This window comes from Amycolatopsis sp. 2-15, from assembly GCF_030285625.1.
GTDB lineage: Bacteria > Actinomycetota > Actinomycetes > Mycobacteriales > Pseudonocardiaceae > Amycolatopsis > Amycolatopsis carbonis.
This window is the reverse complement of record NZ_CP127294.1, coordinates 2985876-3009336: the sequence shown is the minus strand read 5'-3', so window position 1 is coordinate 3009336 and position 23461 is coordinate 2985876. Positions and strand designations below refer to the sequence as shown.

Sequence of the window (23461 nt, the reverse complement as noted above, 5' to 3'; positions counted from 1 at the left end):
CCGCATGGGGGCGGGTCAGGGCAGGCGGTTGGCCTTCGCGACCTCGCCCAGGAAGCGGCCCGAGTCCTTGATCGTGCGGGCCTGCGTGTCGAAGTCGACGTGGATGACGCCGAAGCGCTGGGTGTAGCCCATGCCCCATTCGAAGTTGTCCAGAAGGGACCAGGCCAGGTAGCCGCGGACGTCGGCGCCCGCGGCGAGAGCGCTGTGGACGGCGCGGATGTGGGTGTCGAGGTAGGCGACGCGGGCGGGGTCGTGGACGCGACCGTCGACGACGGTGTCTTCGAAGGCCGCGCCGTTCTCGGCGACGACCAAGGGCAGGCCGCCCGTGTGGGAGTTCAGCCACACCAGCAGATCCGTGAGGCACGACGGCGTCTGCTCCCAGCCGAACGACGTCAGCGGGCCGCGAGCCGGGAGGACGTCCATACCTCGTAAACCGGGCAGCGGGCAGTTGCTCGGCGCGAGCGGGTCGGCCAGCGGTGCGACGCGGGCGGGGGCGTAGTAGTTCACGCCGAGCCAGTCGATGGCGGCCGCGATGAGGTCGGTGTCACCGTCCTGAATGGACGCGGCGAACCGACCGCCGTGGTGTTCGACGTCGGCCATCACGTCGGCGGGGTAGCCGCGGCCGAGCACCGGGTCGAGGAAGAAGCGGTTGTGGATGCCGTCGAACTTACGTACGGCTTCGCGGTGGGCATCCGTGTCGCCGTCGGCCAGCGCGGGGGCGAAGTTCAGCGCCAGCGAGAAATCCTGGCCGGGACGGGCCTGTTCCGTCAGCGCCCGCATCGCCAGGCCGTGGCCCAGCAGCAGGTGGTGCGCGGCGACCAGCGCGGTGTCGTAGTCCTGGCTGCCCGGCGCGTGGACGCCGCTGCCGTAGCCGAGGAACGCGGCGCAGAACGGCTCGTTGATGGTCGTCCACTGGGGCACGCGGTCGCCGAGTGCGTCGTGGACCACGGCGGCGTAGTCGGCGAACCGGTAGGCCGTGTCGCGAGCCGGCCAGCCGCCCGCGTCCTCGATGGCCTGCGGGAGGTCCCAGTGGTACAGCGTGAGCACCGGCAGGATGTCGCGGCTGAGCAGCTCGTCGACGAGCCGGTCGTAGAACGCGAGGCCCTCGGCGTTGCGGGTGCGGCCGTCGGGCATCACGCGCGGCCACGCCACCGAGAACCGGTAAACGGGCAGCCCCAGCTCGGACAGCAACGCCGCGTCCGTGCCGTACCGGTGGTAGTGGTCGCACGCGACGGCACCGGTGTCGCCGTTGAGGACCTTGCCCGGCGTCGCGCTGTAGGTGTCCCAGATGGACGGTCCGCGGCCGCCCTCGGTCACCCCGCCTTCGATCTGGTACGACGCGGTCGCCGCACCCCACCAGAAGCCGGACGGGAACTCGAGCTCAGCCATGGACAGCACCTTTCAGGATCCCCCGCACGATGTAGCGGCCCAGAACCAGGAACAGCGCGATCACCGGCAGCACGCCGAGGGTCGCGCCCGTGAGCATCAGCGCGTAGTCGGTGTAGTAGCCGCTGGCCAGCTGCGAGAGCACCACCTGCACGGTCGGCGTCTCGTTGGGGTCGAGCACGACCAGTGGCCAGAAGTAGTCGTTCCACGTGGCCATGAACGTGAGCATCGCCAGCACCGCGGCCTGCGGCCGGATCGCGGGCACGGCCACGTGCCAGAACGTGCGCACCACCGAGGCTCCGTCCACAGTGGCCGCGTCCACGAGCTCGCTCGCCACCGCGCCTTCGCAGGCCTGGCGCATCCAGAACACGCTGAACGCGCTCACCAGCGCCGGCACGATCACCGCCTCGAGCTTCCCGTACCAGCCGAAGTCGCCGACCACGAGGTACAGCGGGATCACGCCGAGCTGCGCCGGCACCATCGCCGAGCCGACCACGAACAGGAAAAGACTGTTGCGGCCCGGAAACCTCAGCCGGGCGAACGCGAACCCGGCCAGGCTGGCCAGGACCACATTGGACACCATCACCGTCACGGCCACGATGAGCGAGTTGCCGATCGCCAGCCAGAAGTCGACGGTGTCGAACACGCGCCGGATGTTCTCGAACAGGTGCCCGCCCGGCAGCAGCAGCGGCGAGGTCTCCCCGACCGCCGCGTTGTCCCGGGTGGAGATCACGAACGACCAGTACAGCGGGAACAGCGACGCGCCGACCACGCCGACGAGCACCACGTACACCCACGCGCCCGCGCGCCGCCGCGGCATCACGGCGCGCTCACGAACCGGCGCACCAGCCGGTAGTTGAAGAACGCGAACAGCACGCAGAACACGAACATCACCCACGACAGCGCCGCCGCGTAGCCCGCGTCGAACTTGCCGAAACCCTTTTCGTACAGGTACATCGTGAGCGTCTGGAACTGCCGGTCGTTGCCACCCGTGCCGCTGGAGCCCGTCGCGTCGAACAGCTGCGGCTCGGCGAACAGCTGCAGCCCGTTGACGGTGCCCGCCACCGCCGTGAACGCGATGGTCGGCCGGATGCCCGGCACCGTCACCGACCAGAACGACCGCCAGCGCGAAGCCCCGTCGAGCGCCGCCGCCTCGTACAGGTCCTGCGGCACGGCCTGCATCGCCGCCAGGTAGATCAGCGAGTTGTAGCCGGTCCAGCGCCACATCACCATCGTCGCGATGGCCAGGTGCGAGGACCACTTGCGCGCCTGGAACGAGATCGGGTCGATCCCGAACCAGCCGAGCACCTCGTTGACCACGCCGTAGTCACGGCTGTAGAGCTGCGCGAACACCAGCCCCACGGCCACGACCGACACCACGTTGGGCAGCAGCACACCGGTGCGCCACCACGTCGCCGCGCGCAGCGGCCGGTTCAGCAGCGCCGCGATCCCGAGCGCCAGGAAGAACTCGGGGATCGCGGCGAGCAGAAAGATGCTCGTGGTGTTGAACAGCGCGTTGTAGAACCGGCCGTCGGTGAACAACTCGGCGTAGTTCGCGAGCCCGAACCCGCCCTGGTCACCGGCGAGCAGATCCCAGTCGTGCAGCGAAACCCAGGCCGTGTAGACGAGCGGGAACGCGCCGAACACCACGAAAACCGCGAAGAACGGGGCGATGAACAGGAAGGGCGTCGCCTTCCGGTCCCATCGAGCCAGGAGGGGTCCACGCAGCACCAGGGGCCTACTTGATGGCCTCGCGGCCGAGCTTCACGGCGTCCGTCCAGGCCGCGTCGACCTTTTCGGACCCGTCCTCGATCCGCCCGAGCGCCCGGCCGAACTCCGGCCGGACGTCGGCGTCGTGCAGGCCGCGGTAGTTGGGACGAAGGGTGTCGGCGGAGGTGGCGTAGATCTGGCCGATCGGCGCGCCGGAGAAGTACGGCTCGGTGTGGGCCACGACCTGCGGGTCCTTGTAGACGTTCGGCTCGCTCGGCAGGATGCCGTCGGAGAGGAAGATCTTCTTCTCTTGCTCGGGAGCCGTGAGCCACTTCGTGAGGTCGTAGGCCTCCTTGGGGTGCTCGCTCTGCTTCGGGATCGAGAGGAACGAGCCGCCCTGGTTGCCGCTGGCGCCGGGGACGGTCGTCACGTCCCACTTACCGGTATTGCCGTCGCCGCCGGCTTCCTTGATCTGCGTGAGCATCCAGGCCGGGCACGCGATCGTGGCGAAGGTGCCCTGCTTGATCGCGACGTTCCAGGCCTGCGTGTACGTGGTCGCGCCGGCCGTCTGGCCCTTCTGCGCGAGGGTGCCGGCGAGCATGAAGGCGTTGCGCACGGCGGGGTTCTTGTCCGCGATGTAGGAATCGTCGCGCGAGGAGAAGTAGTTCTCCGGCGACTGGTTCAGCATCGCCGTGTAAACGGTTCCAGCCGAGTCGGCGAACTTCACCTTCGGCAGCTTGTCGGTGAAGCGCTGCGACAGCCGGGCGTACGCGTCCCAGGTCGGCATGAGCGCGGCGACGGCCTTGCGGTCGGTCGGCAGGCCGGCCTGCTGGAAGAGGTCGCGGCGGTAGCACATGGCGAGGCTGCCCATGTCGGTGCCGAGGCCGAGCACGTCGCCGTCCTTCGTGCCCTGGGCCCACTTCCACGCCGCCCACTGGTTCTGCAGCTGGTCGGCGCCGTAGTCCGCGAGGTTCACGAACTTGTCTTTCACCCCGAGGTACTTGGGGATCTGCTGCTCCTCGATGGCGACGATGTCGGCCGCGCCGTGGCCCGCCGCGAGCTGCGTGGCCAGCGTCTTGAAGTGCGTGTCGAAGTCGGTGACCCGGCTCTGGATCTCGATGTTCGGATGATCCTTCTCGTACTGGGCGAAGAGCGGGGCATAACCGAACTCACCGAAGGTGGCCACGGTCAGCTTGATCTTCCCGCCTTCGGCGGCGGAGCCGCCGCTGCAAGCGGTCACCAGCAGGAGGAGCGCGGTCGTCAGGACGGCGACGGCCGGGCGCCGGGTCAGCTTTCGCACGGGGTGAGCTTCCCTCAGATAACACCTGCGCGCAGGGCGTAGGCGACGGCATGCGGTCGGTTGCGCAGCTTCAGCCTATTGGTCATCCCGTAGATGACGTTCTTCACGGTCCGTTCCGAGTAGCAGAGCTTCCCGGCGATCTCCGCGGTGTCCCAGCCCTCGGCCATCAGCCGCAGCACGTCGACCTCACGCGGCGACAGCGCGGCACCTCCCGCGGTGTGCTGCAGGCTCTCGGCCTGACCCAGCAGATCGCGCAGCGAGGTCTCCTTGCCCGACGCGGCCGCGGTGATGCTGCGCACGAGCCGGTCGCCCGCGATGGCCTCGCGGGGCAGCACGGCCACGACGTGGCACGCGGCCAGCTCCGGCAGCTCGTCGGCGTCGACGTATCCGGCGACGAGGACGATCGCGGCCGGCGTCTCCGAGGCGGCCGCGCGCAGGGCGGCCTTCAGCTCCGGCGTCACGCGGCCGGCGGCGAACACGAGCACCGCCGCTTCCCCGCGCCGCGGGCCGGGCAGCACCTGCACCTCGGGCCGCGCCTGCAGATGGTCGATGAGCCCCGCGAGCGCGATGGGATCCGAAGCCCACGCCGCCACCCTGACCTGATCCATCGCTGCTACCTCCCTGAAGAAACACTCATCCCGTGTCTGCCAGTCTGGAGACAGCGGCTTCACGAATTCTCTAGCCGCGATGAAGTCATTCTTCACGACGTGAAGTTGGGCTCCCACCAGGGGTTCCGCTAGCGTCGCGTCGACACCGGGACCGAACATGTAAGGAATTCATGAAGATGCCCGCACGGAAGCGGCTACCTGCGGCGATCGGCGGCGCGGTGCTGGTCGCCGGCACCCTCGCCGGATGTGCTTCCGCCCACACGGTTTCCGGTACCGCGCTGGCGGAACCGGGTGCTCAGCCGAGCACGAGCGCCGCTCCGACGGTGTCCTCGGAGCCGTCGAGCCCGCCATCTTCACGGTCGGCTTCACCGTCTTCATGCGACTCGCTGATCTCTTCCCTCGACGTGCGCGCGCAGGTGGCTCAGCTGGTGGTCCCGGGTGTCGACGCCGCGAATCCCGCGGCGGTGACAAAACTTGTCCAGCAGCAGCAGATCGGCGGGTTCTTCGTGGGAGGCAATAAAACCACGCTGTTGCAGAACCATGCGCTCGACGCCGTGCAGAACGCCGCGAAGATCCCCGTGTCCGTCTCCGTCGACGAAGAGGGCGGGCGCGTGCAGCGCATCGACGACCTCGACGGCTCGATGCCGAGCGCGCGCGAGCTGGCCGCCACGAAGACGCCCGCCGAAGTCCGCGCGCTGGGCGTGCAGCGGGGCAAGCAGCTGCACGCGCGCGGGATCACCGTCGACTACGCGCCCGACGCCGACGTGAGCGACGAACCGGACGACGCGGTGATCGGAGACCGTTCGTACAGCTCGGATCCCGCCAAGGTGCGCCAGTACGCGATGGCGTTCGCCGAGGGCCTGCGCCAAAGCGGCGTGACGCCGGTGCTCAAGCACTTCCCCGGCCACGGCCACGGATCCGGCGACTCGCACAAGGGCACCGTCACCACGCCGCCGCTCGACCAGCTGCGCAAGGTGGACCTCAAGCCCTATGAGAACATCGCCGACTACGGCGCCGTGGAAGTGATGGTCGGGCACCTCGACGTGCCCGGTCTCACGAACGGCGTGCCCGCGTCGATCTCCCCCGCCGCGTACCGGCTGCTGCGCGGCGACTACCACTTCACCGGCCCGATCATCACCGACGACCTCGGCGGCATGAAGGCGATCACCGACCAGTACCCGCTGCCCGACGCCGTGCTCAAGGCACTGCAGGCGGGTGCCGACGAGGCCTTGTTCTCCTCGGGCAACGGCGACGTCGGCGCGGTGCTCGACCGGCTCGTGAAGGCGGTGTCCAGCGGCGAGCTGCCCGCGGACCGCGTGGCGGCCTCGGTGAAGCGGGTGCTGAAGTCGAAGCACGCGTGCAGCTGATCGCAGTCCACTCCGGACTAGGCTGACGGCCGGATCACCGGTCTCGGGAGGAGCACCACATGACGACGGACGCCACGGCGGCCGGCACCCTGCAGCTCGGCGGCGAGCTGACCGTGACCCGGATGGGCTTCGGCGCGATGCGCCTGGCCGGTCCCGGGGTCTGGGGGCCGCCGCAGGACCTCGCCGAGGCGTCGGCGGTGGTGCGCGAGGCCCTGGCTCTGGGCATCACGCACATCGACACGTCGGACTACTACGGCCCGCACACCGTCAACGAGCTGATCCGGAACAACCTCGCGCCTTACCCGGACGAGCTGGTGCTGGTGACCAAGGTGGGCGCGCGCCGCAGCGCCGACCACGGCTGGCCGCCCGCGCTCACGCGCGACGAACTGATCTCGGCCGTCCACGACAACCTGCGCAACCTGGCCGTCGAGGCGCTCGACGTGGTGAACCTGCGCCTGGGCGACGAAACGGGCGGCTACCCCGTGGACGTGTCGATCGTGGAACCGTTTTCAGTGCTCGCCGAGCTGCGGGAACAGGGCCTGATCCGCCACCTCGGCGTGAGCCACGTGACGGGCGCGCAGCTCGACGTCGCGCGCGAGATCGCACCGGTTGTGTGCGTGCAGAACGCCTACAACCTCGCGCACCGCGAAAACGACGACCTCGTCGACAAGTGCGCCGCGCTCGGCATCGCATTCGTCCCGTATTTCCCGCTGGGCGGGTTCAGCCCGCTGCAGTCCTCGGCGCTCGACGCGTGCGCCGCGCGGCTCGGGGCGAAGCCGATGCAGGTCGCGCTGGCGTGGCTGCTGCAGCGCTCGCCCGCGATCGCCGTGATCCCGGGCACGTCGTCGATGGCGCACCTGCGGGAGAACGTCGCGGCCGCCGCGCTCGAGCTGCCGGCCGACGTCGTCGCCGAGCTCGACGCGATCGGCGCCTGACACCTAGCGCGGCGTCACCTCCAGCGTCACTGTCCGGTTCGCGGCCGCGTTCGTGCCCTCGTGCACGGGCGTGGCCTGGTCGGCGCTGGTGATCGCGAACGTCGTGAGCGGCAGTCCGCTCGCCGTCGCCAGCACCCGCGCCGCCGAAGCCGCGCGAGCCAGCGCGGTCGACGAACCACCGCTGGCCGGTCCACCGGGAACGGCGATGCCGTGGCCGATCACCGTGACCCGCACGTCCTGTCCCTTGAGGACGGCGGCCCACCGCGCCAGCGCACGCCGGCCGTCGGCGCTGGGGCTGATCGCGTTGGGACCGAAGAGCCCTTCGTCGAACGAGATGGTGACGGCAGAGCCGGTCGTGACCTGCACGCCGTCGCCGCCGAGGTGCGCCGCCAGCGCGGTGAGCTTCTGCTGACGGCTCTGCTCCTCCTCGGCCGCCTGCGACTGCGACGCGTGCAACCGGTCCAGCTCGGCCTGCACGGCGGGGCTGGTCGTCGCAGGTGCGGCCGTCGGCGCGGGTTCCGGGGAAGACCACGGCAGCGTCGCCACGATCACGGCCACCCCGGCCACGACCACCACCACCGCGCCGGCGGCCGCGAGCCGTCGGCCGATCGGCCGCTTGCGCAGCCGCCCCGAACGGATCTTCGCGATCAGCCGCCGTCCCGCCAGCGCCGGCTCGGACTCCGGCGCCAGCTCCAGCACCCGCGCCCACGCGGCGTCGGCCTGCTCCAGATCACCGGCCTGGGCGTGGACGCGGGCCAGCAGGTCCAGGCGCGTCACGTCGTCGCTGGCGTCGCGCTGCAACAGCTCGGCGGCGGCCGCGTAGTCGCCGAGACGGGCCAGGTCGGCCGCCTCCGCGAGCGTCAGTTCCTCGGAAAGCCCACTGAACACGGTCATCACCAAGGCTCCTGATGTAGTACGCCGGGGCCGGGCTCACCCCGGGGGTTGGGCGGCAGCAGTGCTCGCAGCCGACGGTTGACGTCCGTCAGTGCCGGCCAGTTGTGCGTGTTGAGAGCGTGCTCGCCTTCGCGGACGAGCTCGCGTGCGCGCGCCGGGTCGGTCATCCGGTCCTGCGCCGCGCGTAGGGCGTTGAAGATCTCCTCGTCGAGCGAGCCGTCGCGCCGCAGCAGCAGCACTTGGAGGTCCCTGGCGCGGTCGGAGAGGCGTTCCGCCGCCGCGGCGTCGCGGCTGTCACGCACGGTCTCGTAGCGGCGTTCGATGTCCGCCAGCTCGGTGCGATCCTCCTCGGAGCCGACGCGGTGGACGAGCTCCCGGCAGTGCTCGATCTGGTCGCGCAGCCGGGCCATCACGTCGGGGATGCGCAGTTCTTCCTCGATGTCGTCGAGCTCCGCCTGGACCTCGCGCATCCGGGCATCAGCCTCCACTGCCGCGTTGTCGTCGGCGGCACTCGAAGTGACCGCGTCGCGCACCGTGCCGACCGTGCCTTTCTCGTCGAGCCGCATCAGCAGGCCGCGGGCACGATCCGAGTGCGCCGTCTCGGCCTCGGAGCGCAGTTGCTCGTGGCGGGCCTCGAGCTCGTTGAGCTGTCGGCGCAGCGCCGGCACCTCGGGGACCGCGGTCTTGTTCAGGTCGACGACGGCTTCGAACTCCGCGTCGAGCAACGGTACGAAAGCGGTGACCGAGACCAGTCGCGACTCGTCCATTTCGAAGGTCACGAGGATCTCGCTGCCGCGCGGCAGGTCGCGGCGCAAGTCCTGGGCCTTGATCTCGATCAGCCCGACCTGCTTGTTGCGTTCGCCGCGCCGGAACTCTCCCTCGGCGATGGGAATGCGGATGAACGAGCCGGTCTCCGCGCGGCGCATGCTCGCGGTCGAGAAGAAGGTCTGCGTGGTTTCCGTCGGCAGCGGTCGGTTCTTCATCAGCATCGGGGTGAACGTGCCGTCGGCCTCGGTCAGGCCGACGCTGTTGACCACCGTCTGGCCCTGCATCTCGTTGACCACGTGAGTGATCGTGAAGCCACGCGGGTTCACTGGCACCCGCACGCCCGTGGGGTCGATCAGCTCGATCCCGAATCGGTTCGAGATCAGCTTTTCGAGCGGCACGTCGAGAGTGAACGCGCCTTCGGCAGACAGAGCGATCTCCGCGCTCCGGTACTCCTCGCGCCGCTGCGATTCGCTCAGCACCACGCGGAACCGGCTCCAGTCGGCACCGCCCGGGGTCTCGAACCGGCCCGAAACAGGCACGCGCGACAGACTCGTGGTCGGCGGGTACGACAGCACGGCGGCGAACTGGCCCCGTGTCGGCACGACCTTGGCACGCGGCAGCTCGATCGTGCCGGCGTAGATCGCGGCGCCACGCGCGACGACCGTGCTCGGGTCCTGGCTGTGGTCGAGTTCGATGCCGAGGCCGTCGGCCGGGTCGGCAAGCAGCTCGCGTAGCCCGGGCGCCAGCGTCGGGCCGCCGACGAGCAGCAGCCGGTCGATGTCCGACGGCTGCAGGTTGGCCTTGGCCAGCGCTTCGCGGCACAGGTGCACCGCGCGCAGGTAAAAGGGCATCGCGAGCCGGTCGACGTCTGCGCGCGCCAAGGTGTAGTCGAAACTCTCGGGCGTCCCGTCGCCGAGGTCCAGCTCCGTCATGATCGGTGCCTGATCGGTCGACGACAGCGCGATCTTGGCTGATTCCGCGGCCCCGCGTAGCATCATGAAGTTACGAGCCCACCGCGGATTCCCGACGGTGAAGTCGGCCAGCCCGAACTCCTTGGCGGCGGCCGGGGCGAGCAGGGTGTTCACGATGGCCGCGTCGATGTTCTTGCCGCCGAGACCGAGGTCGCCCGCGTGGTGGAGCACCGACAGCTCGCCGTCGACCGTGCTGACCACAGCCGAGTCGAACGTGCCGCCACCGAAGTCGAACACCATCCAGTTGGCGCCGCGGCTCTCGTTCTGGAAACCGTAGGCGAACGCGGCCGCTGTCGGCTCCTGCACCAGCGGGCACCGTGCCGTGAAGCCGGCTAGCTTCGCCGCCTGGCTCGTCGCTTCGGTCTGGTTGAGCGCGAACGCCGCGGGAACCGTGATGACCGCCGCCGCGGGTGGCTCGCCGAACTTGCGGGTGGCGTCGCCGCGCAGGGACTTCAGCACCTCGGCCGACAGCTCGACCGGCGTCATCGAGGCCCCGGCCCTCGCGAAGGTCCGCCGGGCATCGGCGTAACCCATGGCCTGCTTGAACTCGACCTGAACGTTCTCGGGGTCGCGTTCCCGACGATCCTTCGCCTTGGTGCCGACTTGGATCAGGCCGGCCTTGGGCATCCACACGGCCGAAGGTGTGTAGTCGCCTTGCACGTTGTTCTTGACCACCGAGACCTGACCCCCGTCAAGCACGGCGAGCGCGCTGTTCGTGGTGCCGAGGTCGATGCCGAAGTCAATGGTGTTCCGCATCAGCTTCCTTCGCCGTAGTGCCGGGGGCGACCGGGCACCCCACGATGACCTGCCCCATCTGGATCCGCCGCCCCGCCAGGTAAACCGAGGGCCGCACCGTCTCCGCCACCCGCTCCGACGTGAGGCCCGGTTCGTCCTGGAACAGCACCGCTTCGAGCGCCAGCCCCGAGTCGAAGTCCGTCCCGTCGTGGTCCTGGATCAGCACGCCCGCCGCGTCGAGCGCCTCCTGGCTCGCCGACAGGTACCGGCCCGCCTGCTTCGCGACGCGGTCCTGCGCGCCGGTGAGCTTCTTGCGGGCCCGCCACAACGCCGTCGCCGCCACGGCGACGTCCGATTCGGACAGCCGGGGCCCATCCGGTTTCGCGGTAGAACCCGTCGTAGCCGCGAGCAACGTCGAGATCTGGTCGGCGAGCTCGCGTAGCCGCGCCCGTTCTTCCGCTCCCCACAACGGTTCCTCGATGCGGAACTCGCGGTGGTGCCGGCGCTGGCGCCGGTCTTCGGTGTTCGTCACGCCCTTGTCCTCTCCGTGCGCACGCGTACGGTCCCCACCACGAGCAGCAGCACCGCGGTCACCACGGTGATCCACGCGGGGATCGGCGTACCGGTCGAATCCACCAGCCACAGCACGAGTCCCGCCACGGCATCGGTCACGAGCAGGGCCGGCAGCCGCCCGCGGCCGACTGACGCGTTCGTGGCCAGCCCGAGCGCGCCGACCAGGCCGGGCACGCCGATGAGGAACACCGGCAGCAACGGCGAGGTCAGCAGCGTGGCCAGCAGGGTGACGCCGAAGGCCACGTGGAGCAGCGCCAGGAACACCCGTGGCGCGGAGACGTAGCGCCGTGGTGGCCCGCCGTCCTGCAGCTGTCGTATTTGGACGATCATCCGGCTCGCCTGCTCGCGGTCCTCGGAGCGCAGTGCGATCTCGATGATCGTGTTCAGCACGCGGGTCGCGTCGGAGTAGCGGCCGCGCTTGATGTAGCCGGTCGCGGTGTTCCACAGCTGCCCGACGTCGACGGGGGCGTTGACGGGGGCGTTGACCCGGCCGGCGCCGAGCGCGCCCTGCTGGTTGCGCTCGACGGTGGCGAGCGTGTCCGGGTCCGTGGTGTACCGCTTCGCGAGGGCGAAGACGTCCTTCACCAGCCTGTGGGGCGCGCCGGCGGAATCGGCGAGCGCGACGCCGATGTTGTTCAGCGCGACCGCCGCCAGTTCGGTGACGCTCGCCGTGCGCCGGAAGTCCTTGCTCGGCACCAGGTTTTCGAGCCGGTCGAGGGGCACGGGGAGCTCCGCGAGCGCGCGTTCGGCCGCCGTGCGCGCCTTGCCTTCGTCGAGGAGCTTGCGCAGCTCCTTCAACAGGTTCTCCAAGCGCAGGTAGGTCGGTTCGGCGGCTTCGCTACGGGCGTCGGCCACGGTGTGCTTGTCGCCGCCGAAGAGCGGCAGGTACCGCGCGAGCCGGTGCGGCTCGCTCGACTCGGCCGTGAGCGCCACGAGCGGCGCGACGAGCGCACCGGGCAGGGCGCTGCGAATGACATCCACAGTGGACTCGTCGAGCCGCGGGTCGCCGAGGCTCTTCACGCGGTGCGCGAGGTGCCCCCAGAACGCCTCGCTGCTGAGCGTGACAGCCCAGCTGCGCGCGGCCTCGTCCCACAGCGGCGCCGGGTGGTCCTCGGTCTGCTCGGTCTCGGCCTCGAGCGCGGCCGCGTGGGCCGCGACGGCGAGGTCGTGCTTGTGGTGCAGCTGCGGCGGGCATCCGCAGTCCTCGGGTGTGCCCCAGGTCCAGAACAGCTCGTCGACGAACCGGTGCTCGATGTTGCCGAGCGCGTCGAACGCCGCGCGGATCTCCTCCTGCGTCGCGTCGGCCGGCACCCGGGCGGTCGCGCGCCGCCGACTTCGAGCACGCCGAGCACCCGCAGCCGATGCTCGCGCACGGCCCGCCGGGACACCGTCGCGTTGAGCCCCGTGACCCGGAACGGGTTGCGCCGGTACAGCTGTGGCGTCGCGATCACCCGCAACCGCCCCGCCGCGGCCCGCCCGCGGCTCTCGTTCGCACCCATGGCGCAGAAGTTAGGCCCGGACCGCCGGGAGGGGTCCCGATCGTCCTCTTGCTGCCACCGCCGCGGACATGACCCAAGTCACCGAAACCCGGTGGAACCTCGCGGCGCTCACCGCGTAATACCCGGCATGAGCACCAGAAAGAGCCGGGCCGGTCGCCGCTGGGGGTGGCCGCTGGTCCTGGCGGTGGTCGTCGTCGCCGGGCTCGCGGAGACTTCGGCGTCGGCCGCCCCCGAACCGACTCCCCTCGTGAAGTACCGGAGCTCTCCCGCCAGGCCGAGAAGCTCAGCCAGGACCTGCTGGGCGCGCAGGCGGACCTCGACCGCAAGCAGGCCGACCTCGACCGCGCCGGTCAGGACCTCACCGCGGCGGAGAACGCCGGCGCCACGGCGGCGTCGGACAAGGCGCACTGTGTTGTCTGCCTCGGCTCCGCCGAGGCGTGCGAGATCACTTTGAGCCGGCTTATGTCGAGCTGGTGATCCTCCGCTGCGCCGCGCGCGCCAACGGCCTGCCCGCCGACCTTTCCCGTGCGCCGCAACGCACGGCCGCCCTTCTCGCGCCCGCGTCGCCGGCCCACAACCTCGACGGCGTGCCCGGCACCGCGTACACCCAGGCGGGGCCGAACGGCGCCAAGGTGGTCGTGCTCTTCGACGCGGACGGCACGTATCTCGGCAGCCCCACGGAGTCGTTCATGCGCGGCGCGGCGGCGGAACTCGGTGCGCCGCCGGTGAAACTGTTCGCCTGACGGACTTCAGCTCGACTCGCGGACGGTGAGCGACACCGGCAGGACCTGCTGACGCGGCTTCGGTTCCTGCCCGTCGAGCAGGTTCATCAGCGTCGCCACCATCGCGCGCACCTGCTCGCGCGGATCCTGGTGCACGGACGTCAGCGGCGGCGTCATCTCGGGCGCCAACGTGGCGTTGTCGTCGAAACTGACCATGGCGACGTCGTCCGGAATGGACCGGCCGGCCGACGAAAGCGTGCGCAGGGCACCGACGGCCATCATGTCGCTGGCCACGAAGACGGCGTCGAGGTCGGGCACGCGGTCGAGCAAAGACGCCATGGCCCGGGCGCCGCCGGCGAGAGTGAAGTCGGCCTCCTCCGCGAGGTCCGCCGGGTCGAGGCCCGCGTCGACGAGGGTTTTGCGCCAGCCCGCGAGCCGGTCGATGGGCGCGCCCTGGTCCTGCGGGCCGGCGATGGTCGCGATGCGGCGGCGGCCGGCCGACACGAGGTGCTGCACGGCGAGCCGCGCGCCGCCCTCGTTGTCGAAGTCGACCACGTGCACACCGCGGCGCAGGTCAGCCGCCTGGCCGCCGAAAACGACGGGCACGCGCAACAGCCGCAACGCCCGGGGCAGCGGATCGGCACGGTGTGGCGCGAAGACGAGCACCCCGTCGACGTGCCCGCCTTCGAGAAAGCGCACCGTACGCGTGAGGTCTTCGCGGGTGTCGCTGAAGATCAGCACCATCTGGCAGCCGACGTCGGCCAGCTCGCGGTAGCCCGCACGCATCACGGCCGTGCGATACGGGTCGTCGAGCAGCCGCGCCTCGGGTTCCGACAGCACCACGGCGATCGCGCCCGTCCGCCGCGTGACCAGCGACCGCGCGGCCTGGTTCGGCGAGTAGCCGAGATCTCGGGCCGCCGCCAAGACCTTTTCGCGCGACCGCGCGCTGACGTAGGTGTCGTCGTTCAACGCCCGCGAAGCGGTGGAGCGCGACACACCGGCGAACGCCGCGACGTCTTCCAGCGTCGGGCGCTCGTCCTCGGACCGAGGCGCCACTGCACCACCCCTCCACTTGTGATCGCCGGACAGCTTAGCCGCACAATTCAGGGAGCGCTCCCGGAAGGGCACGCTCCGATAACCACCCTTGACATGGAACTCCAGCCGACCCAGACTCGGCAACCGTCTGGGAGCGCTCCCAGAACTGAACCTTCAAGGGGTTGACGGTGTTGACAACGGTGACAACGTTCCGGAAGGGCCTGGCGACGGCGCTGGGCATCACGATGACGGCGCTCGCCGTGGCGGCGTGCGGTGGCGGCGGTGACAGCAGCAGCGACATCCCGGCGGCGGCCGGGCCGAACGAGCACATCGAGCTCACGCTGGCCACGTTCACGGAGTTCGGCTACGAAGCGCTGATCCCGGAGTACGAGCGGCTGCACCCGAACATCAAGATCACCCACCGCAAGACGGGCCAGGGCGGCCCGTACGCGCAGGACATGATGACCAAGCTCGCGGCGGGCTCCGGTCTCGCCGACGTGCAGGCCGTGGAGGAGGGCCACCTCTCCGACATCCTGTCGAAGTCGTCCAAGTTCTACGACCTCACCCAGATCGGCCCCGCCGACGCGAGCCCGGACCGCTGGCTGTCGTGGAAGTACGACGCCGGCAAGGACAAGAACGGCAAGCTCATCGGCTACGGCACGGACATCGGGCCCGACGCGATGTGCTACCGCAAGGACCTCTTCGCCGCGGCCGGCCTGCCGACCGATCCCGAGGCCGTGAAGTCGATCTTCGCCACCTGGGACAGCTACTTCGCCGCGGGCGCGCAGTACGTGCAGAAGACGGGCGGCAAGGCGTGGTTCGATTCGGCCGCGCAGAACTTCAACGCTATGGTCAACCAGCTGCCCGTCGGCTACCTCGACAAGGACGACAAGCTCACCGTCGAGTCCAACCAGGGCATCAAGGACGCGTGGGCGAAGGTGACCGACGCCGTCGGGAAGGGCGAGTCGGCGAAGCTCACCGCGTTCAGCAACGAGTGGAACTCCGGCTTCCGCCAGAGCGCGTTCGCCACGAAGGTCTGTCCCGCGTGGATGCTCGGTGTGGTCAAGGAGCAGGCCGGACCGGACAACGCGGGCAAGTGGGCGGTCACCGACGCGTTCCCCGGCGGGGGCGGCAACTGGGGTGGCTCGTACCTGACCGTGCCGACGCAGAGCAAGCACCCGCGCGAGGCCGCGGCGCTGACCGCGTGGCTCACGGCGCCGGAACAGCAGCTCAAGGCGTTCCAGGCGAAGGGCACCTTCCCGAGCCAGGTCAAGGCACTGGAGAGCCCCGAGCTGCTGAGCCAGACCGACGCATACTTCGGCGGCGCGAAGATCGGTGAGCTGTTCGTGGCGCAGGCCAAGAAGGTCGCGAAGCCGCAGTACAAGGGCCCGAACGACGGCCAGATCCAGGAGAACGTGACGGCTCCCGCGCTGCAGGCCGTGGAGCAGGGCAAGTCGCCGGCCGACGGCTGGCAGCAGCTCGTGGACGGCGCGAAGAAGCTCGCGCGGTGACAACCACCGTCACACGCGAGGGCACGCCGGCCGGGGTGCGGCGTCCCGCACCCCGGCCGGGGCTGCGCGACCGGCTGTCCAGGTGGGACGTGAAGGCCTCGCCTTACCTTTACGTGGCGCCGTTTTTCATCGTCTTCGGCATCGTGGGGCTGTTCCCGCTGCTCTACACCGCGTATGTGTCGCTGTTCCACTGGGACGCCGGCGACGACAACCCCGACTTCATCGGCCTCGACAACTTCAAGGAGCTCTTCGCCGACGCGCAGTTCTGGCACTCGCTGGAGAACACCGTGAGCATTTTCCTGCTCTCCAGCGTGCCGCAGCTGATCATCGCCGTGCTCCTGGCCGCGTTGCTCTCGACGCGGTTGCGCGGCGCGACCGGCTGGCGCGTCGGGATCCTGCTGCCGTACGCGGCAAGCCTGGTGGCGCTCGGGATCATCTTCGCGAACCTGTTCGGCCCCAAGTACGGCCTGGTCAACGGCCTCCTGCAAACGATCGGACTGTCCCCTGTGGACTGGCAGGCGAACCGGTTCGCGAGCCACGTGGCCATCGCCATCATGGTCAACTGGCGCTGGACCGGCTACAACGCGCTGATCGTGCTGGCCGCGATGCAGGCCATCCCGAAGGAGCTCCACGAGGCGGCACTGATCGACGGCGCCGGCACCGTGCGGCGGTTCCGGCACGTCACGCTGCCGCTGCTGAAGCCGACGCTGATCTTCGTCACCATCACCTCGACGATCGGCGGGCTGCAGATCTTCACCGAGCCCAAGCTGTTCGACGCCATGCCCGGGTCGAACAACGGCGGCTCGACCCACCAGTTCCAGACGGTGACGCTGTACCTGTACCAGACGGCGTTCGAGAACTTCGATCTCGGTTACGCGTCGGCGATCGCGTGGGTGCTGTTCCTGATCATCGTCGTCATCGCCGGGGTGAACTACCTGCTCACGGGCCGGCTCGCGCGCACGCCGAGGAGGAAGGGATGACCACGCTGACCGCCCGGGTGAGCCGGCTGGGCAAACCGCGCAAGGCCACCTACTGGGTGCTGGCCGTGTTCGTGCTCGGCTCGCTGTTCCCGTTCTACTGGTCGTTCCTCGTCGCCAGCCGCGACAACGGCATGCTCACCGAACGCGTGCCACCGCTGCTGCCGGGCGGGAACTTCTTCGCGAACGCGGCGCGGGTGTTCGACACCGTGCCGTTCTGGAAGGCGCTGGCCAACAGCGTGATCGTGTCGGGCACGGTCACGCTCACCACGGTGCTGTTCTCCTCGCTGGCGGGGTTCGCCTTCGCCAAGCTGCGCTTCCGCGGCCGCAACGCGTTGTTCGTGTTCATCGTGGTGACGCTCGCGGTGCCGACGCAGCTGGGCATCATCCCGCTGTTCATCGCGATGTCGAAGCTCGGCTGGGCCGGCGGGCTGCAGGCGGTGATCGTGCCGAACCTGGTGACCGCGTTCGGCGTCTTCTGGATGCGGCAGTACACAGTGGACGCCGTGCCGTACGAGCTGATCGAGGCCGCGCGCGTGGACGGCTGCAGCATGATCCGGATCTTCTGGAACGTGTGCCTGCCGGCCGTGCGCCCGGCGGCGGCGATCCTCGCGATGTTCACGTTCATGATGTCCTGGAACGACTTCCTGTGGCCGCTGGTGGTGCTCGACGTCGGCAACCCGACCGTGCAGGTGGCGCTGGAGAAGCTGCAGAGCGGCTACTACGTGGACTACTCGCTCGTGCTCGCCGGCACCACGCTCGCGACGATCCCGATCCTCATCGTCTTCCTCCTGCTCGGCCGCCAGATCGTGGCCGGGATCATGCAAGGTGCCGTGAAAGGGTGACCATGTCCGTTGATTCACAGGCCACCGGAACCGGGCTCGCGTTCCCGCCCGGGTTCGTCTGGGGCGCCGCCACCGCGGCGTTCCAGATCGAAGGTTCGACCACTGTGGACGGACGCGAGCCGTCCGTGTGGGACACCTTCGCCACCCGGCCGGGCGCGATCCGCGGCGGCGACACGGGCGAGCCGGCGACCGACCACTACCGGCGGGCCGGCGAGGACGTGGAGCTCATGCGCTCGCTGGGCCTCGGCGCGTACCGGTTCTCCCTGGCGTGGCCACGGATCCGGCCGGGCGGCGTGCCGAACGTGCGGGGTATCGCCTTCTACGACCGGCTCGTGGACTCGTTGCTGGCTGCGGGGATCCAGCCGTGGGCGACGCTGTACCACTGGGACCTGCCGCAACGGCTGGAGGACCTCGGCGGCTGGACCTCGCGCGACACGGCGTACCGCTTCGCCGAGTACGCGGAGACGATCGTCAGCGTGCTCGGCGACCGCGTGGCGAGCTGGTCGACGCTCAACGAACCGTGGTGCGCGGCGATGCTCGGCTACGCGAAGGGCATCCACGCGCCGGGGCGGGTCTCGGCCGGCGACGCGGCCGCCGCGACCCACCACTTGTTGCTCGGCCACGGGCTCGCGATGGACGTGCTGCGCCGCGACGCCCCCCGAGTGCCGGCCGGGATCACCCTCAACCTGTACCCGGTCACGGCGGATTCGGACGCACCCGAGGACGCCGAGGCCGCGCGGCGCGTCGACGGCCAGCAGAACCGGCTGTTCCTCGACCCGGTGCTGCGCGGCGACTACCCCGCCGACGTGGTGGCGGACCTCGCGCCGTTCGGGTTCGCGGACGTGGTGCGCGACGGCGACGAGGCCACGATCGCCGCGCCTGTCGACTGGCTCGGCGTGAACTACTACCGCGGCTACCGCGTCGCCGGCTCTCCCCGGCCCGGCAGCTCACCCGCCGGTGCGGAATGGCTCGGCGCGGCCGACGTGCACTTCGTCCCCGACCCGGCGGCGCCGCGCACGGACTCGGGCTGGGAGGTGCAGCCGGCCGGGCTCACCGCGTCACTGCTGCAGGTGCACCGCGACTACCGGCCGGTGCCGCTGTACGTGACGGAGAACGGCGCCTCCTACCCCGACGAGCTGCACGATGGCGAGATCGCCGACACCGACCGCGTCGCGTTCCTCGACGCGCACCTGCGCGCGGCGCACGACGCGCTGGCCCAGGGCGTGGACCTGCGCGGTTACTTCTACTGGTCGCTGCTGGACAACTTCGAGTGGGCCGAGGGGTACGCCAAGCGCTTCGGGCTCGTCCACGTGGATTACGCGACGCAGCGGCGGACGCCGAAGCGCAGCGCGCAGTGGTACTCGGAAGTGATCGCGCGCGGCGCGTTGGGCGCGAATTAACCCGGATTTCGCCGGCCGGAATGCGTTTCACCCGGAAAGCGCAAAGCTTCATTCACCGGAACAGGGTAAAGAGACCAATAGGACAAACAGGACGCCCGGTGTTCGCGCAGCCGAACACCGGGCGCACCACTGGCCCGGTCTGGTCTGAACCTGTCGGACAGGAGGCGGCCATGACCTGCTGTGATCGCTCCGCAACCCGTTGCCAAGGACTGGGACGACCGGTATAACTTTCTTCACAACACGCACGAAGTGGCTGGCAATTCGGTCCCCCACCGTTTCTCCGGAATTGCCCGCCCGCACTCGGTCCTGCCGTTTTCGCAAGAATTCGACCGGACGCGGGTAATCGTGCGCGCAATTCTCCCTCCCCGTCCCTCTGGAGTTCACGGAATGCGCATTTCGAAACTCAGAACGCTTGCTGCCGCGGCTCTGCCCGTGCTGGCCGGCGTCGCCATGGCCACCGTCAGCCCCGCCGTGAGCGAGGCCGCCCCGGCCGCCGGCGCGGCTTTCCCCGCCCACTACTCGGCCCCGTACCTGCAGGTCAGCGACGGCGACATCGGTCAGATGGCCGCCGACATGAACGCGACCGGCACGAAGTTCTACACCCTGGCGTTCCTCACGCCCTCCGGCGGCTGCAACCAGCTGTGGGAGGCGAACGGCACGGGCGTCGGCTCGTTCAAGTCGCAGATCAGCTCGCTGCAGGCCGCGGGCGGCAACGTGATCCCGTCGTTCGGCGGCGCCGCCGGCGGTGAGATCGCGCAGACCTGCACGAACACCTCGAGCCTCACGGCGGCCTACGCCAACGTGGTCAACACGTACGGGACGCCCCGTCTGGACTTCGACATCGAAGAAGACACCATCAAGGACACCGCGGCGAACCAGCGCCGCAACTCCGCGCTCGCGGCACTGCAGCAGCAGAACCCGAGCGTGCAGGTGGACTACACCCTCGCCGTTGACCCGAGCGGCCTCGGCTCCACGCAGATGGACATCCTGCGCGACGCCAAGAACAAGGGCCTCGACGTCAGCGTCGTGAACCTGATGGTGATGGACTTCTACGACGGCCAGCCGGTGCTGGACGACGCGCTCGCGTCGGCGCGCACGGCCGCGGGCCAGCTCGCGAGCCTGTACGGCATCTCGACGTCGGCGGCCTACGCCAAGATGGGCCTTACGCCGATCGCCGGGCGCAACGACGACGGCGCGCAGTTCAGCCAGTCGGACGCGCAGCAGCTGGAGACGTTCGCGGCGCAGAACGGCGTGCAGGAGCTGTCGTTCTGGGAGGTCCAGGACTACGACCGAGCGACCGGCTACGCGTACTCGCGGATCTTCAACGCCATCACCGGCGGCGGTGGCGGCACCACCCCGCCGCCGACCGGCGGCAAGCAGATCACGGGCTACGGCGGCAAGTGCGTCGACGTCGCGGGCGCCAACCCCGCCAACGGCACTAAGGTCGACCTCTACACCTGCAACGGCACCAACGCGCAGCAGTGGACCTCCACCGGCGGCACGCTGCAGGCGCTGGGCAAGTGCATGGACGTGGCCTCGGCCGGTACCAACGACGGGGCGAAGGTGCAGGTCTACGACTGCAATGGCACGGCCGCGCAGCAGTGGACGCGTTCGGGCAACCAGCTCGTGAACACCGGCTCCGGCAAGTGCCTCGACGCGACCGGGCCCAGCTCGGCCGACGGCACGCAGCTGCAGATCTGGACTTGCACGGGAGCTTCAAACCAGTCGTGGTCGCTCTGAGTCGGTAATTTTCAGCCGGTTCACCAAGGCCGGTGGGGAGCTCTTTCCTTGCTCCCCACCGGTTTTCTTGTTCTGAAGAACTTCTCGCGTTTTGCCGTCATGGCTCGCGGTGCCGGTCGTCGGATCCACGTCGGGGCCAGCCCACGAGCAGAAGCGAGGCAAACGATGACCGTTCAGTGCCACGACGCGGTGGAAGAGGTCGGCGTCTGGTTGACCGGCGAGTTTTCGGGACGGGTGTCCGCCACGACGGTGGCGGACGTGGTGCGCGCGACGCGGCGGGACCTCGAAGGCCGCATCGCGACGGAGGAGCTCGGCGAGATGCTGCACCGCATGGCTCGCGCGCGGCTGCAGCGGATGCTCAGTGCGGACGGCCGGATCCCGCGTTCCCGCTGACGGGTTTCTCCTTCAGGTCCGGGGTCGGTGTTCCGCCGAAGAGGTCCCGCAGGCGGTTGTGGCGCGCGGTGTAGCGAACGCCGAACCGCCGGCGCGACCGGTCGAGCTTGCGCCCGGCGTAGCGGCGCCGGGCCCACGCCGAGTCGGGTTTCGCCAGCCGCAGCGCGCCGACCAGGGCGATCAGCGGCACGACGACACCCAGCACCCCCGTCGCCAGCTTGCCCTTGAGCAGGCAGAACAGTGCCGTGACCAGGTGCACGGCGATGCCCAGCAGGTACGACCACATCGCCGACTCCCCGCGCGTCTCGCCGATCGGCGACGCTTCGAGCAGCAACAGGACACCCAGCGAACCGCCGATGAGCACGGCGTCGATGGACTTGCGGCCGTTTTCGGCCCAGTAGACGTCGTCGAGGTAGAACCAGAGCGCGAACTCGTCGAGCACGAGCGCGGCGCCCACCCCGAACAGCGCGGCCAGGATCTCGCCCCACGGCGCGTCGGGCGAGAACCGGAACTCGAGCGCGCCGACGACCAGGACCAGCAGGATGCCCCACACCTGGTGGTGCACGTGGACGCCGCCGATGTGGATGTCGCCGAGCAGGCCGCGTTTCGCCTTCGGCTTGTGGTGTTTCGCACGGATCCGGCGCGTGATGCCCCGGACGACCCCGAACGTGACGAGGAACCCGACCACCGCCCACATCGCGGCGGCGCGGCCGGTGTCCACGAAAACGCGGTCGTACCAGTTCACGGCAGTCTCCCCCGTGCTTGGTGGCGGAAGACGCTACCACCGTTTGATCCCGGTTGTCCTTTTCCTGGATGCGTTCGGAGGGCGTGTGATCCTGGCGCGGGTAGGGTCGAGGCGTGGAAGGCACGCCGGTGGAGATCGTTTCGCTGCTGACCTCGCCGGTGCACGCGTTCGAGGGCCGCCCGTCCGACGGCCCGCGGCCGGACCCCGGCCCGGTGTCGCGCTCGTGCGTGGAAGTGCGCGCGGGCTTGGGCTTGGTCGGCGACCGCTACTTCAACCACGCCGCGCACCGCGACGCCGCCGTGACGGTGTTCGACGTCGCGGCGCTCGACGCGTTCGGCCCCGTGGATCCGCTGCTGACCCGCCGCAACATCGTGCTGCGCGGCTTCAGCGTCGACGACCTCGCCGCCACGCGCACACATCCGGGAGCCGTGTTCACCCTGGACAGCGGCGACGGCCCCGTCCGTTTTCAAGCGCGCCGCCCGGCCAACCCGTGCGCCTGGATGGACGTCGCCGTGGCCCCCGGCGCCTTCCGCGGCCTGCGCGGCCGCGGCGGCGTGCGCTGCGTCCCGCTGGACGACGGTGTGCTGCGGGTGGGGCCGGCTCGTCTTATGGTAGTGGAACTGGCTGTGGAGGCCCGATGACCGACCAGTGGCACCAACCGCTGCACCACATCCGCGGCGGCTCGTTGACCGGCGACACCAACCAGACCACCGGGATGCGCCGGCTCGAAGCCATCTCGGGCAAAACGGTGGGCTCGCAGAAGGTCTGGATGGGCGAAACGCACGTCACGCCCCACACCAACTCCGGCGACCACCACCACGGCGAGGCCGAAACCGCCATCTACGTGAAGTCGGGCCACCCCGTCTTCGTCTTCGCGGACGGCCCTTCGGAGATCCGCCTGGAGACCTCACCGGGCGACTACGTGTTCGTCCCGCCGTACGTGCCGCACCGCGAGGAGAACCCCACGGCCGAGGACGCCGTGGTGATCATCGCGCGCAGCAGCCAGGAGGGGATCGTGGTGAACCTGCCCAGCTTGTGGGCCGAGGTGGAGATCCCCGCCGACGAGGACTGATCCTTCGCCGAGGTCAGGACCCCGGCAGCACCCGGCTGCTCAACGGCAACGCCTGGCGCTCCGGCGGCCACCACACCTGCGCGGGCGGGGGTGGCACGTCGTCGTCGGGCAGTTCGAGGGCGTCCAGGCCACGCTGCCACCGGCTCCAGTGCGCGGCGCACAGCCCGCGCCACAGCGAGTCCTCCGAGCACTCCTGCCGTCGGCACGGCTGCACCTGCTGCCCGCTATCCACCACGTTCACGTCTCCAACCCGCGACTCGGCTCCCGACGCTCCC

General features: G+C 69.9%; 24 protein-coding genes. 12 read left to right on the top strand and 12 right to left on the bottom strand.

The genetic code is table 11. From position 1 onward, the window contains the following. Positions 1-15: 15 nt before the first annotated feature. The 5 genes from QRX50_RS14810 to QRX50_RS14790 are packed head-to-tail and all read right to left on the bottom strand — an operon-like array spanning position 16 to position 5004. Positions 16-1389 (bottom strand): GH1 family beta-glucosidase, encoded by a 1374-nt coding sequence (locus QRX50_RS14810; protein ID WP_285972517.1) that lies wholly within the window; start codon positions 1387-1389, stop codon positions 16-18. Next, positions 1382-2206, bottom strand: coding sequence for a carbohydrate ABC transporter permease (locus QRX50_RS14805; protein WP_434533271.1), 825 nt, complete (start codon positions 2204-2206; stop codon positions 1382-1384). The genes QRX50_RS14810 and QRX50_RS14805 overlap by 8 nt, the downstream gene beginning before the upstream one ends. Then, a complete protein-coding gene (locus tag QRX50_RS14800; RefSeq protein ID WP_285972515.1) occupies positions 2206-3117 on the bottom strand; it encodes a carbohydrate ABC transporter permease in 912 nt (303 codons plus the stop codon). Before QRX50_RS14800 ends, QRX50_RS14805 begins: the two co-directional genes overlap by 1 nt. Before the next feature lie 7 nt (positions 3118-3124). Beyond that, on the bottom strand, positions 3125-4396 hold the full coding sequence (locus QRX50_RS14795; RefSeq protein WP_285972514.1) for an ABC transporter substrate-binding protein: 1272 nt from the start codon (positions 4394-4396) through the stop codon (positions 3125-3127). 14 nt (positions 4397-4410) lie between these two features. Then, positions 4411-5004: a helix-turn-helix transcriptional regulator gene (locus QRX50_RS14790; protein WP_285972513.1), complete on the bottom strand. Its 594-nt coding sequence runs from the start codon at positions 5002-5004 to the stop codon at positions 4411-4413. Between the two features lie 176 nt (positions 5005-5180). On the opposite strand from QRX50_RS14790, the gene QRX50_RS14785 reads away from it, so the two are divergent. After that, the gene (locus QRX50_RS14785) at positions 5181-6371 is read left to right on the top strand and encodes a glycoside hydrolase family 3 N-terminal domain-containing protein (protein ID WP_285972512.1); all 1191 of its coding nucleotides are present in this window, start codon (positions 5181-5183) and stop codon (positions 6369-6371) included. Positions 6372-6430: 59 nt separating this feature from the next. After that, positions 6431-7306: an oxidoreductase gene (locus tag QRX50_RS14780; RefSeq protein ID WP_285972511.1), complete on the top strand. Its 876-nt coding sequence runs from the start codon at positions 6431-6433 to the stop codon at positions 7304-7306. Between the two features lie 3 nt (positions 7307-7309). Here the strand turns inward: QRX50_RS14780 and QRX50_RS14775 are convergent, their stop codons facing one another. The 4 genes from QRX50_RS14775 to QRX50_RS14760 are packed head-to-tail and all read right to left on the bottom strand — an operon-like array spanning position 7310 to position 12558. Then, positions 7310-8200 (bottom strand): hypothetical protein, encoded by an 891-nt coding sequence (locus QRX50_RS14775; protein ID WP_285972510.1) that lies wholly within the window; start codon positions 8198-8200, stop codon positions 7310-7312. Next, positions 8200-10695 (bottom strand): Hsp70 family protein, encoded by a 2496-nt coding sequence (locus tag QRX50_RS14770; RefSeq protein ID WP_285972509.1) that lies wholly within the window; start codon positions 10693-10695, stop codon positions 8200-8202. The genes QRX50_RS14775 and QRX50_RS14770 overlap by 1 nt, the downstream gene beginning before the upstream one ends. After that, entirely contained in the window at positions 10679-11206 is a 528-nt protein-coding gene (locus QRX50_RS14765; protein ID WP_285972508.1) for a hypothetical protein, read from the bottom strand. Before QRX50_RS14765 ends, QRX50_RS14770 begins: the two co-directional genes overlap by 17 nt. Continuing rightward, positions 11203-12558, bottom strand: a complete 1356-nt coding sequence (locus tag QRX50_RS14760) for a hypothetical protein (RefSeq protein WP_285972507.1) — start codon at positions 12556-12558, stop codon at positions 11203-11205. The genes QRX50_RS14765 and QRX50_RS14760 overlap by 4 nt, the downstream gene beginning before the upstream one ends. 353 nt (positions 12559-12911) lie before the next feature. Between QRX50_RS14760 and QRX50_RS14755 the strand changes: the two genes are divergently transcribed. Together QRX50_RS14755 and QRX50_RS14750 are read left to right on the top strand one after the other, a co-directional pair. Further along, complete coding sequence (locus QRX50_RS14755; RefSeq protein ID WP_285972506.1) at positions 12912-13223, top strand: hypothetical protein; 312 nt, start codon at positions 12912-12914, stop codon at positions 13221-13223. Further along, on the top strand, positions 13220-13489 hold the full coding sequence (locus QRX50_RS14750) for a hypothetical protein (RefSeq protein WP_285972505.1): 270 nt from the start codon (positions 13220-13222) through the stop codon (positions 13487-13489). Before QRX50_RS14755 ends, QRX50_RS14750 begins: the two co-directional genes overlap by 4 nt. Before the next feature lie 6 nt (positions 13490-13495). Here QRX50_RS14750 and QRX50_RS14745 read toward each other — a convergent pair whose 3' ends face one another. Continuing rightward, positions 13496-14464 (bottom strand): LacI family DNA-binding transcriptional regulator, encoded by a 969-nt coding sequence (locus tag QRX50_RS14745; protein ID WP_285974460.1) that lies wholly within the window; start codon positions 14462-14464, stop codon positions 13496-13498. A gap of 239 nt (positions 14465-14703) precedes the next feature. Here QRX50_RS14745 and QRX50_RS14740 point away from each other — a divergent pair, with 239 nt between their 5' ends. The 6 genes from QRX50_RS14740 (at position 14704) to QRX50_RS14715 (ending at position 21369) form a co-directional block, all read left to right on the top strand. Continuing rightward, complete coding sequence (locus tag QRX50_RS14740; protein WP_285972504.1) at positions 14704-16014, top strand: ABC transporter substrate-binding protein; 1311 nt, start codon at positions 14704-14706, stop codon at positions 16012-16014. After that, complete coding sequence (locus QRX50_RS14735) at positions 16011-16994, top strand: carbohydrate ABC transporter permease (protein ID WP_285972503.1); 984 nt, start codon at positions 16011-16013, stop codon at positions 16992-16994. The genes QRX50_RS14740 and QRX50_RS14735 overlap by 4 nt, the downstream gene beginning before the upstream one ends. Continuing rightward, positions 16991-17836, top strand: coding sequence for a carbohydrate ABC transporter permease (locus QRX50_RS14730; RefSeq protein WP_285972502.1), 846 nt, complete (start codon positions 16991-16993; stop codon positions 17834-17836). The genes QRX50_RS14735 and QRX50_RS14730 overlap by 4 nt, the downstream gene beginning before the upstream one ends. Positions 17837-17838: 2 nt before the next feature. Beyond that, a complete protein-coding gene (locus QRX50_RS14725; RefSeq protein ID WP_285972501.1) occupies positions 17839-19236 on the top strand; it encodes a GH1 family beta-glucosidase in 1398 nt (465 codons plus the stop codon). A gap of 387 nt (positions 19237-19623) precedes the next feature. Beyond that, positions 19624-20976 carry a ricin-type beta-trefoil lectin domain protein gene (locus tag QRX50_RS14720; protein WP_285972500.1) on the top strand — a complete coding sequence of 451 codons (1353 nt, stop codon included), beginning with the start codon at positions 19624-19626 and terminating at the stop codon, positions 20974-20976. A 165-nt stretch (positions 20977-21141) separates the two neighbouring features. Beyond that, complete coding sequence (locus QRX50_RS14715) at positions 21142-21369, top strand: hypothetical protein (protein WP_285972499.1); 228 nt, start codon at positions 21142-21144, stop codon at positions 21367-21369. On the opposite strand, the gene QRX50_RS14710 is transcribed toward QRX50_RS14715, so the two are convergent. Further along, entirely contained in the window at positions 21335-22114 is a 780-nt protein-coding gene (locus QRX50_RS14710) for a hypothetical protein (protein ID WP_285972498.1), read from the bottom strand. The genes QRX50_RS14715 and QRX50_RS14710 overlap by 35 nt on opposite strands. Before the next feature lie 113 nt (positions 22115-22227). Here QRX50_RS14710 and QRX50_RS14705 point away from each other — a divergent pair, with 113 nt between their 5' ends. Then, the gene (locus QRX50_RS14705; RefSeq protein WP_285972497.1) at positions 22228-22755 is read left to right on the top strand and encodes a molybdenum cofactor biosysynthesis protein; all 528 of its coding nucleotides are present in this window, start codon (positions 22228-22230) and stop codon (positions 22753-22755) included. Beyond that, on the top strand, positions 22752-23186 hold the full coding sequence (locus tag QRX50_RS14700) for a cupin domain-containing protein (RefSeq protein WP_285972496.1): 435 nt from the start codon (positions 22752-22754) through the stop codon (positions 23184-23186). The genes QRX50_RS14705 and QRX50_RS14700 overlap by 4 nt, the downstream gene beginning before the upstream one ends. Positions 23187-23199: 13 nt before the next feature. On the opposite strand, the gene QRX50_RS14695 is transcribed toward QRX50_RS14700, so the two are convergent. After that, complete coding sequence (locus QRX50_RS14695) at positions 23200-23427, bottom strand: hypothetical protein (RefSeq protein WP_285972495.1); 228 nt, start codon at positions 23425-23427, stop codon at positions 23200-23202. Positions 23428-23461: the final 34 nt, after the last annotated feature.

Bases quoted from the DNA above. Each gene is read 5' to 3' on its own strand.
- QRX50_RS14775 (WP_285972510.1), bottom strand. From the start codon at position 8,200: ATGACCGTGTTCAGTGGGCTTTCCGAGGAACTGACGCTCGCGGAGGCG.
- QRX50_RS14725 (WP_285972501.1), top strand. From the start codon at position 17,839: ATGTCCGTTGATTCACAGGCCACCGGAACCGGGCTCGCGTTCCCGCCC.
- QRX50_RS14770 (WP_285972509.1), bottom strand. From the start codon at position 10,695: ATGCGGAACACCATTGACTTCGGCATCGACCTCGGCACCACGAACAGC.
- QRX50_RS14805 (WP_434533271.1), bottom strand. From the start codon at position 2,206: ATGCCGCGGCGGCGCGCGGGCGCGTGGGTGTACGTGGTGCTCGTCGGC.
- QRX50_RS14785 (WP_285972512.1), top strand. From the start codon at position 5,181: ATGCCCGCACGGAAGCGGCTACCTGCGGCGATCGGCGGCGCGGTGCTG.
- QRX50_RS14810 (WP_285972517.1), bottom strand. From the start codon at position 1,389: ATGGCTGAGCTCGAGTTCCCGTCCGGCTTCTGGTGGGGTGCGGCGACC.
- QRX50_RS14720 (WP_285972500.1), top strand. From the start codon at position 19,624: ATGCGCATTTCGAAACTCAGAACGCTTGCTGCCGCGGCTCTGCCCGTG.
- QRX50_RS14790 (WP_285972513.1), bottom strand. From the start codon at position 5,004: ATGGATCAGGTCAGGGTGGCGGCGTGGGCTTCGGATCCCATCGCGCTC.
- QRX50_RS14730 (WP_285972502.1), top strand. From the start codon at position 16,991: ATGACCACGCTGACCGCCCGGGTGAGCCGGCTGGGCAAACCGCGCAAG.
- QRX50_RS14700 (WP_285972496.1), top strand. From the start codon at position 22,752: ATGACCGACCAGTGGCACCAACCGCTGCACCACATCCGCGGCGGCTCG.
- QRX50_RS14715 (WP_285972499.1), top strand. From the start codon at position 21,142: ATGACCGTTCAGTGCCACGACGCGGTGGAAGAGGTCGGCGTCTGGTTG.
- QRX50_RS14780 (WP_285972511.1), top strand. From the start codon at position 6,431: ATGACGACGGACGCCACGGCGGCCGGCACCCTGCAGCTCGGCGGCGAG.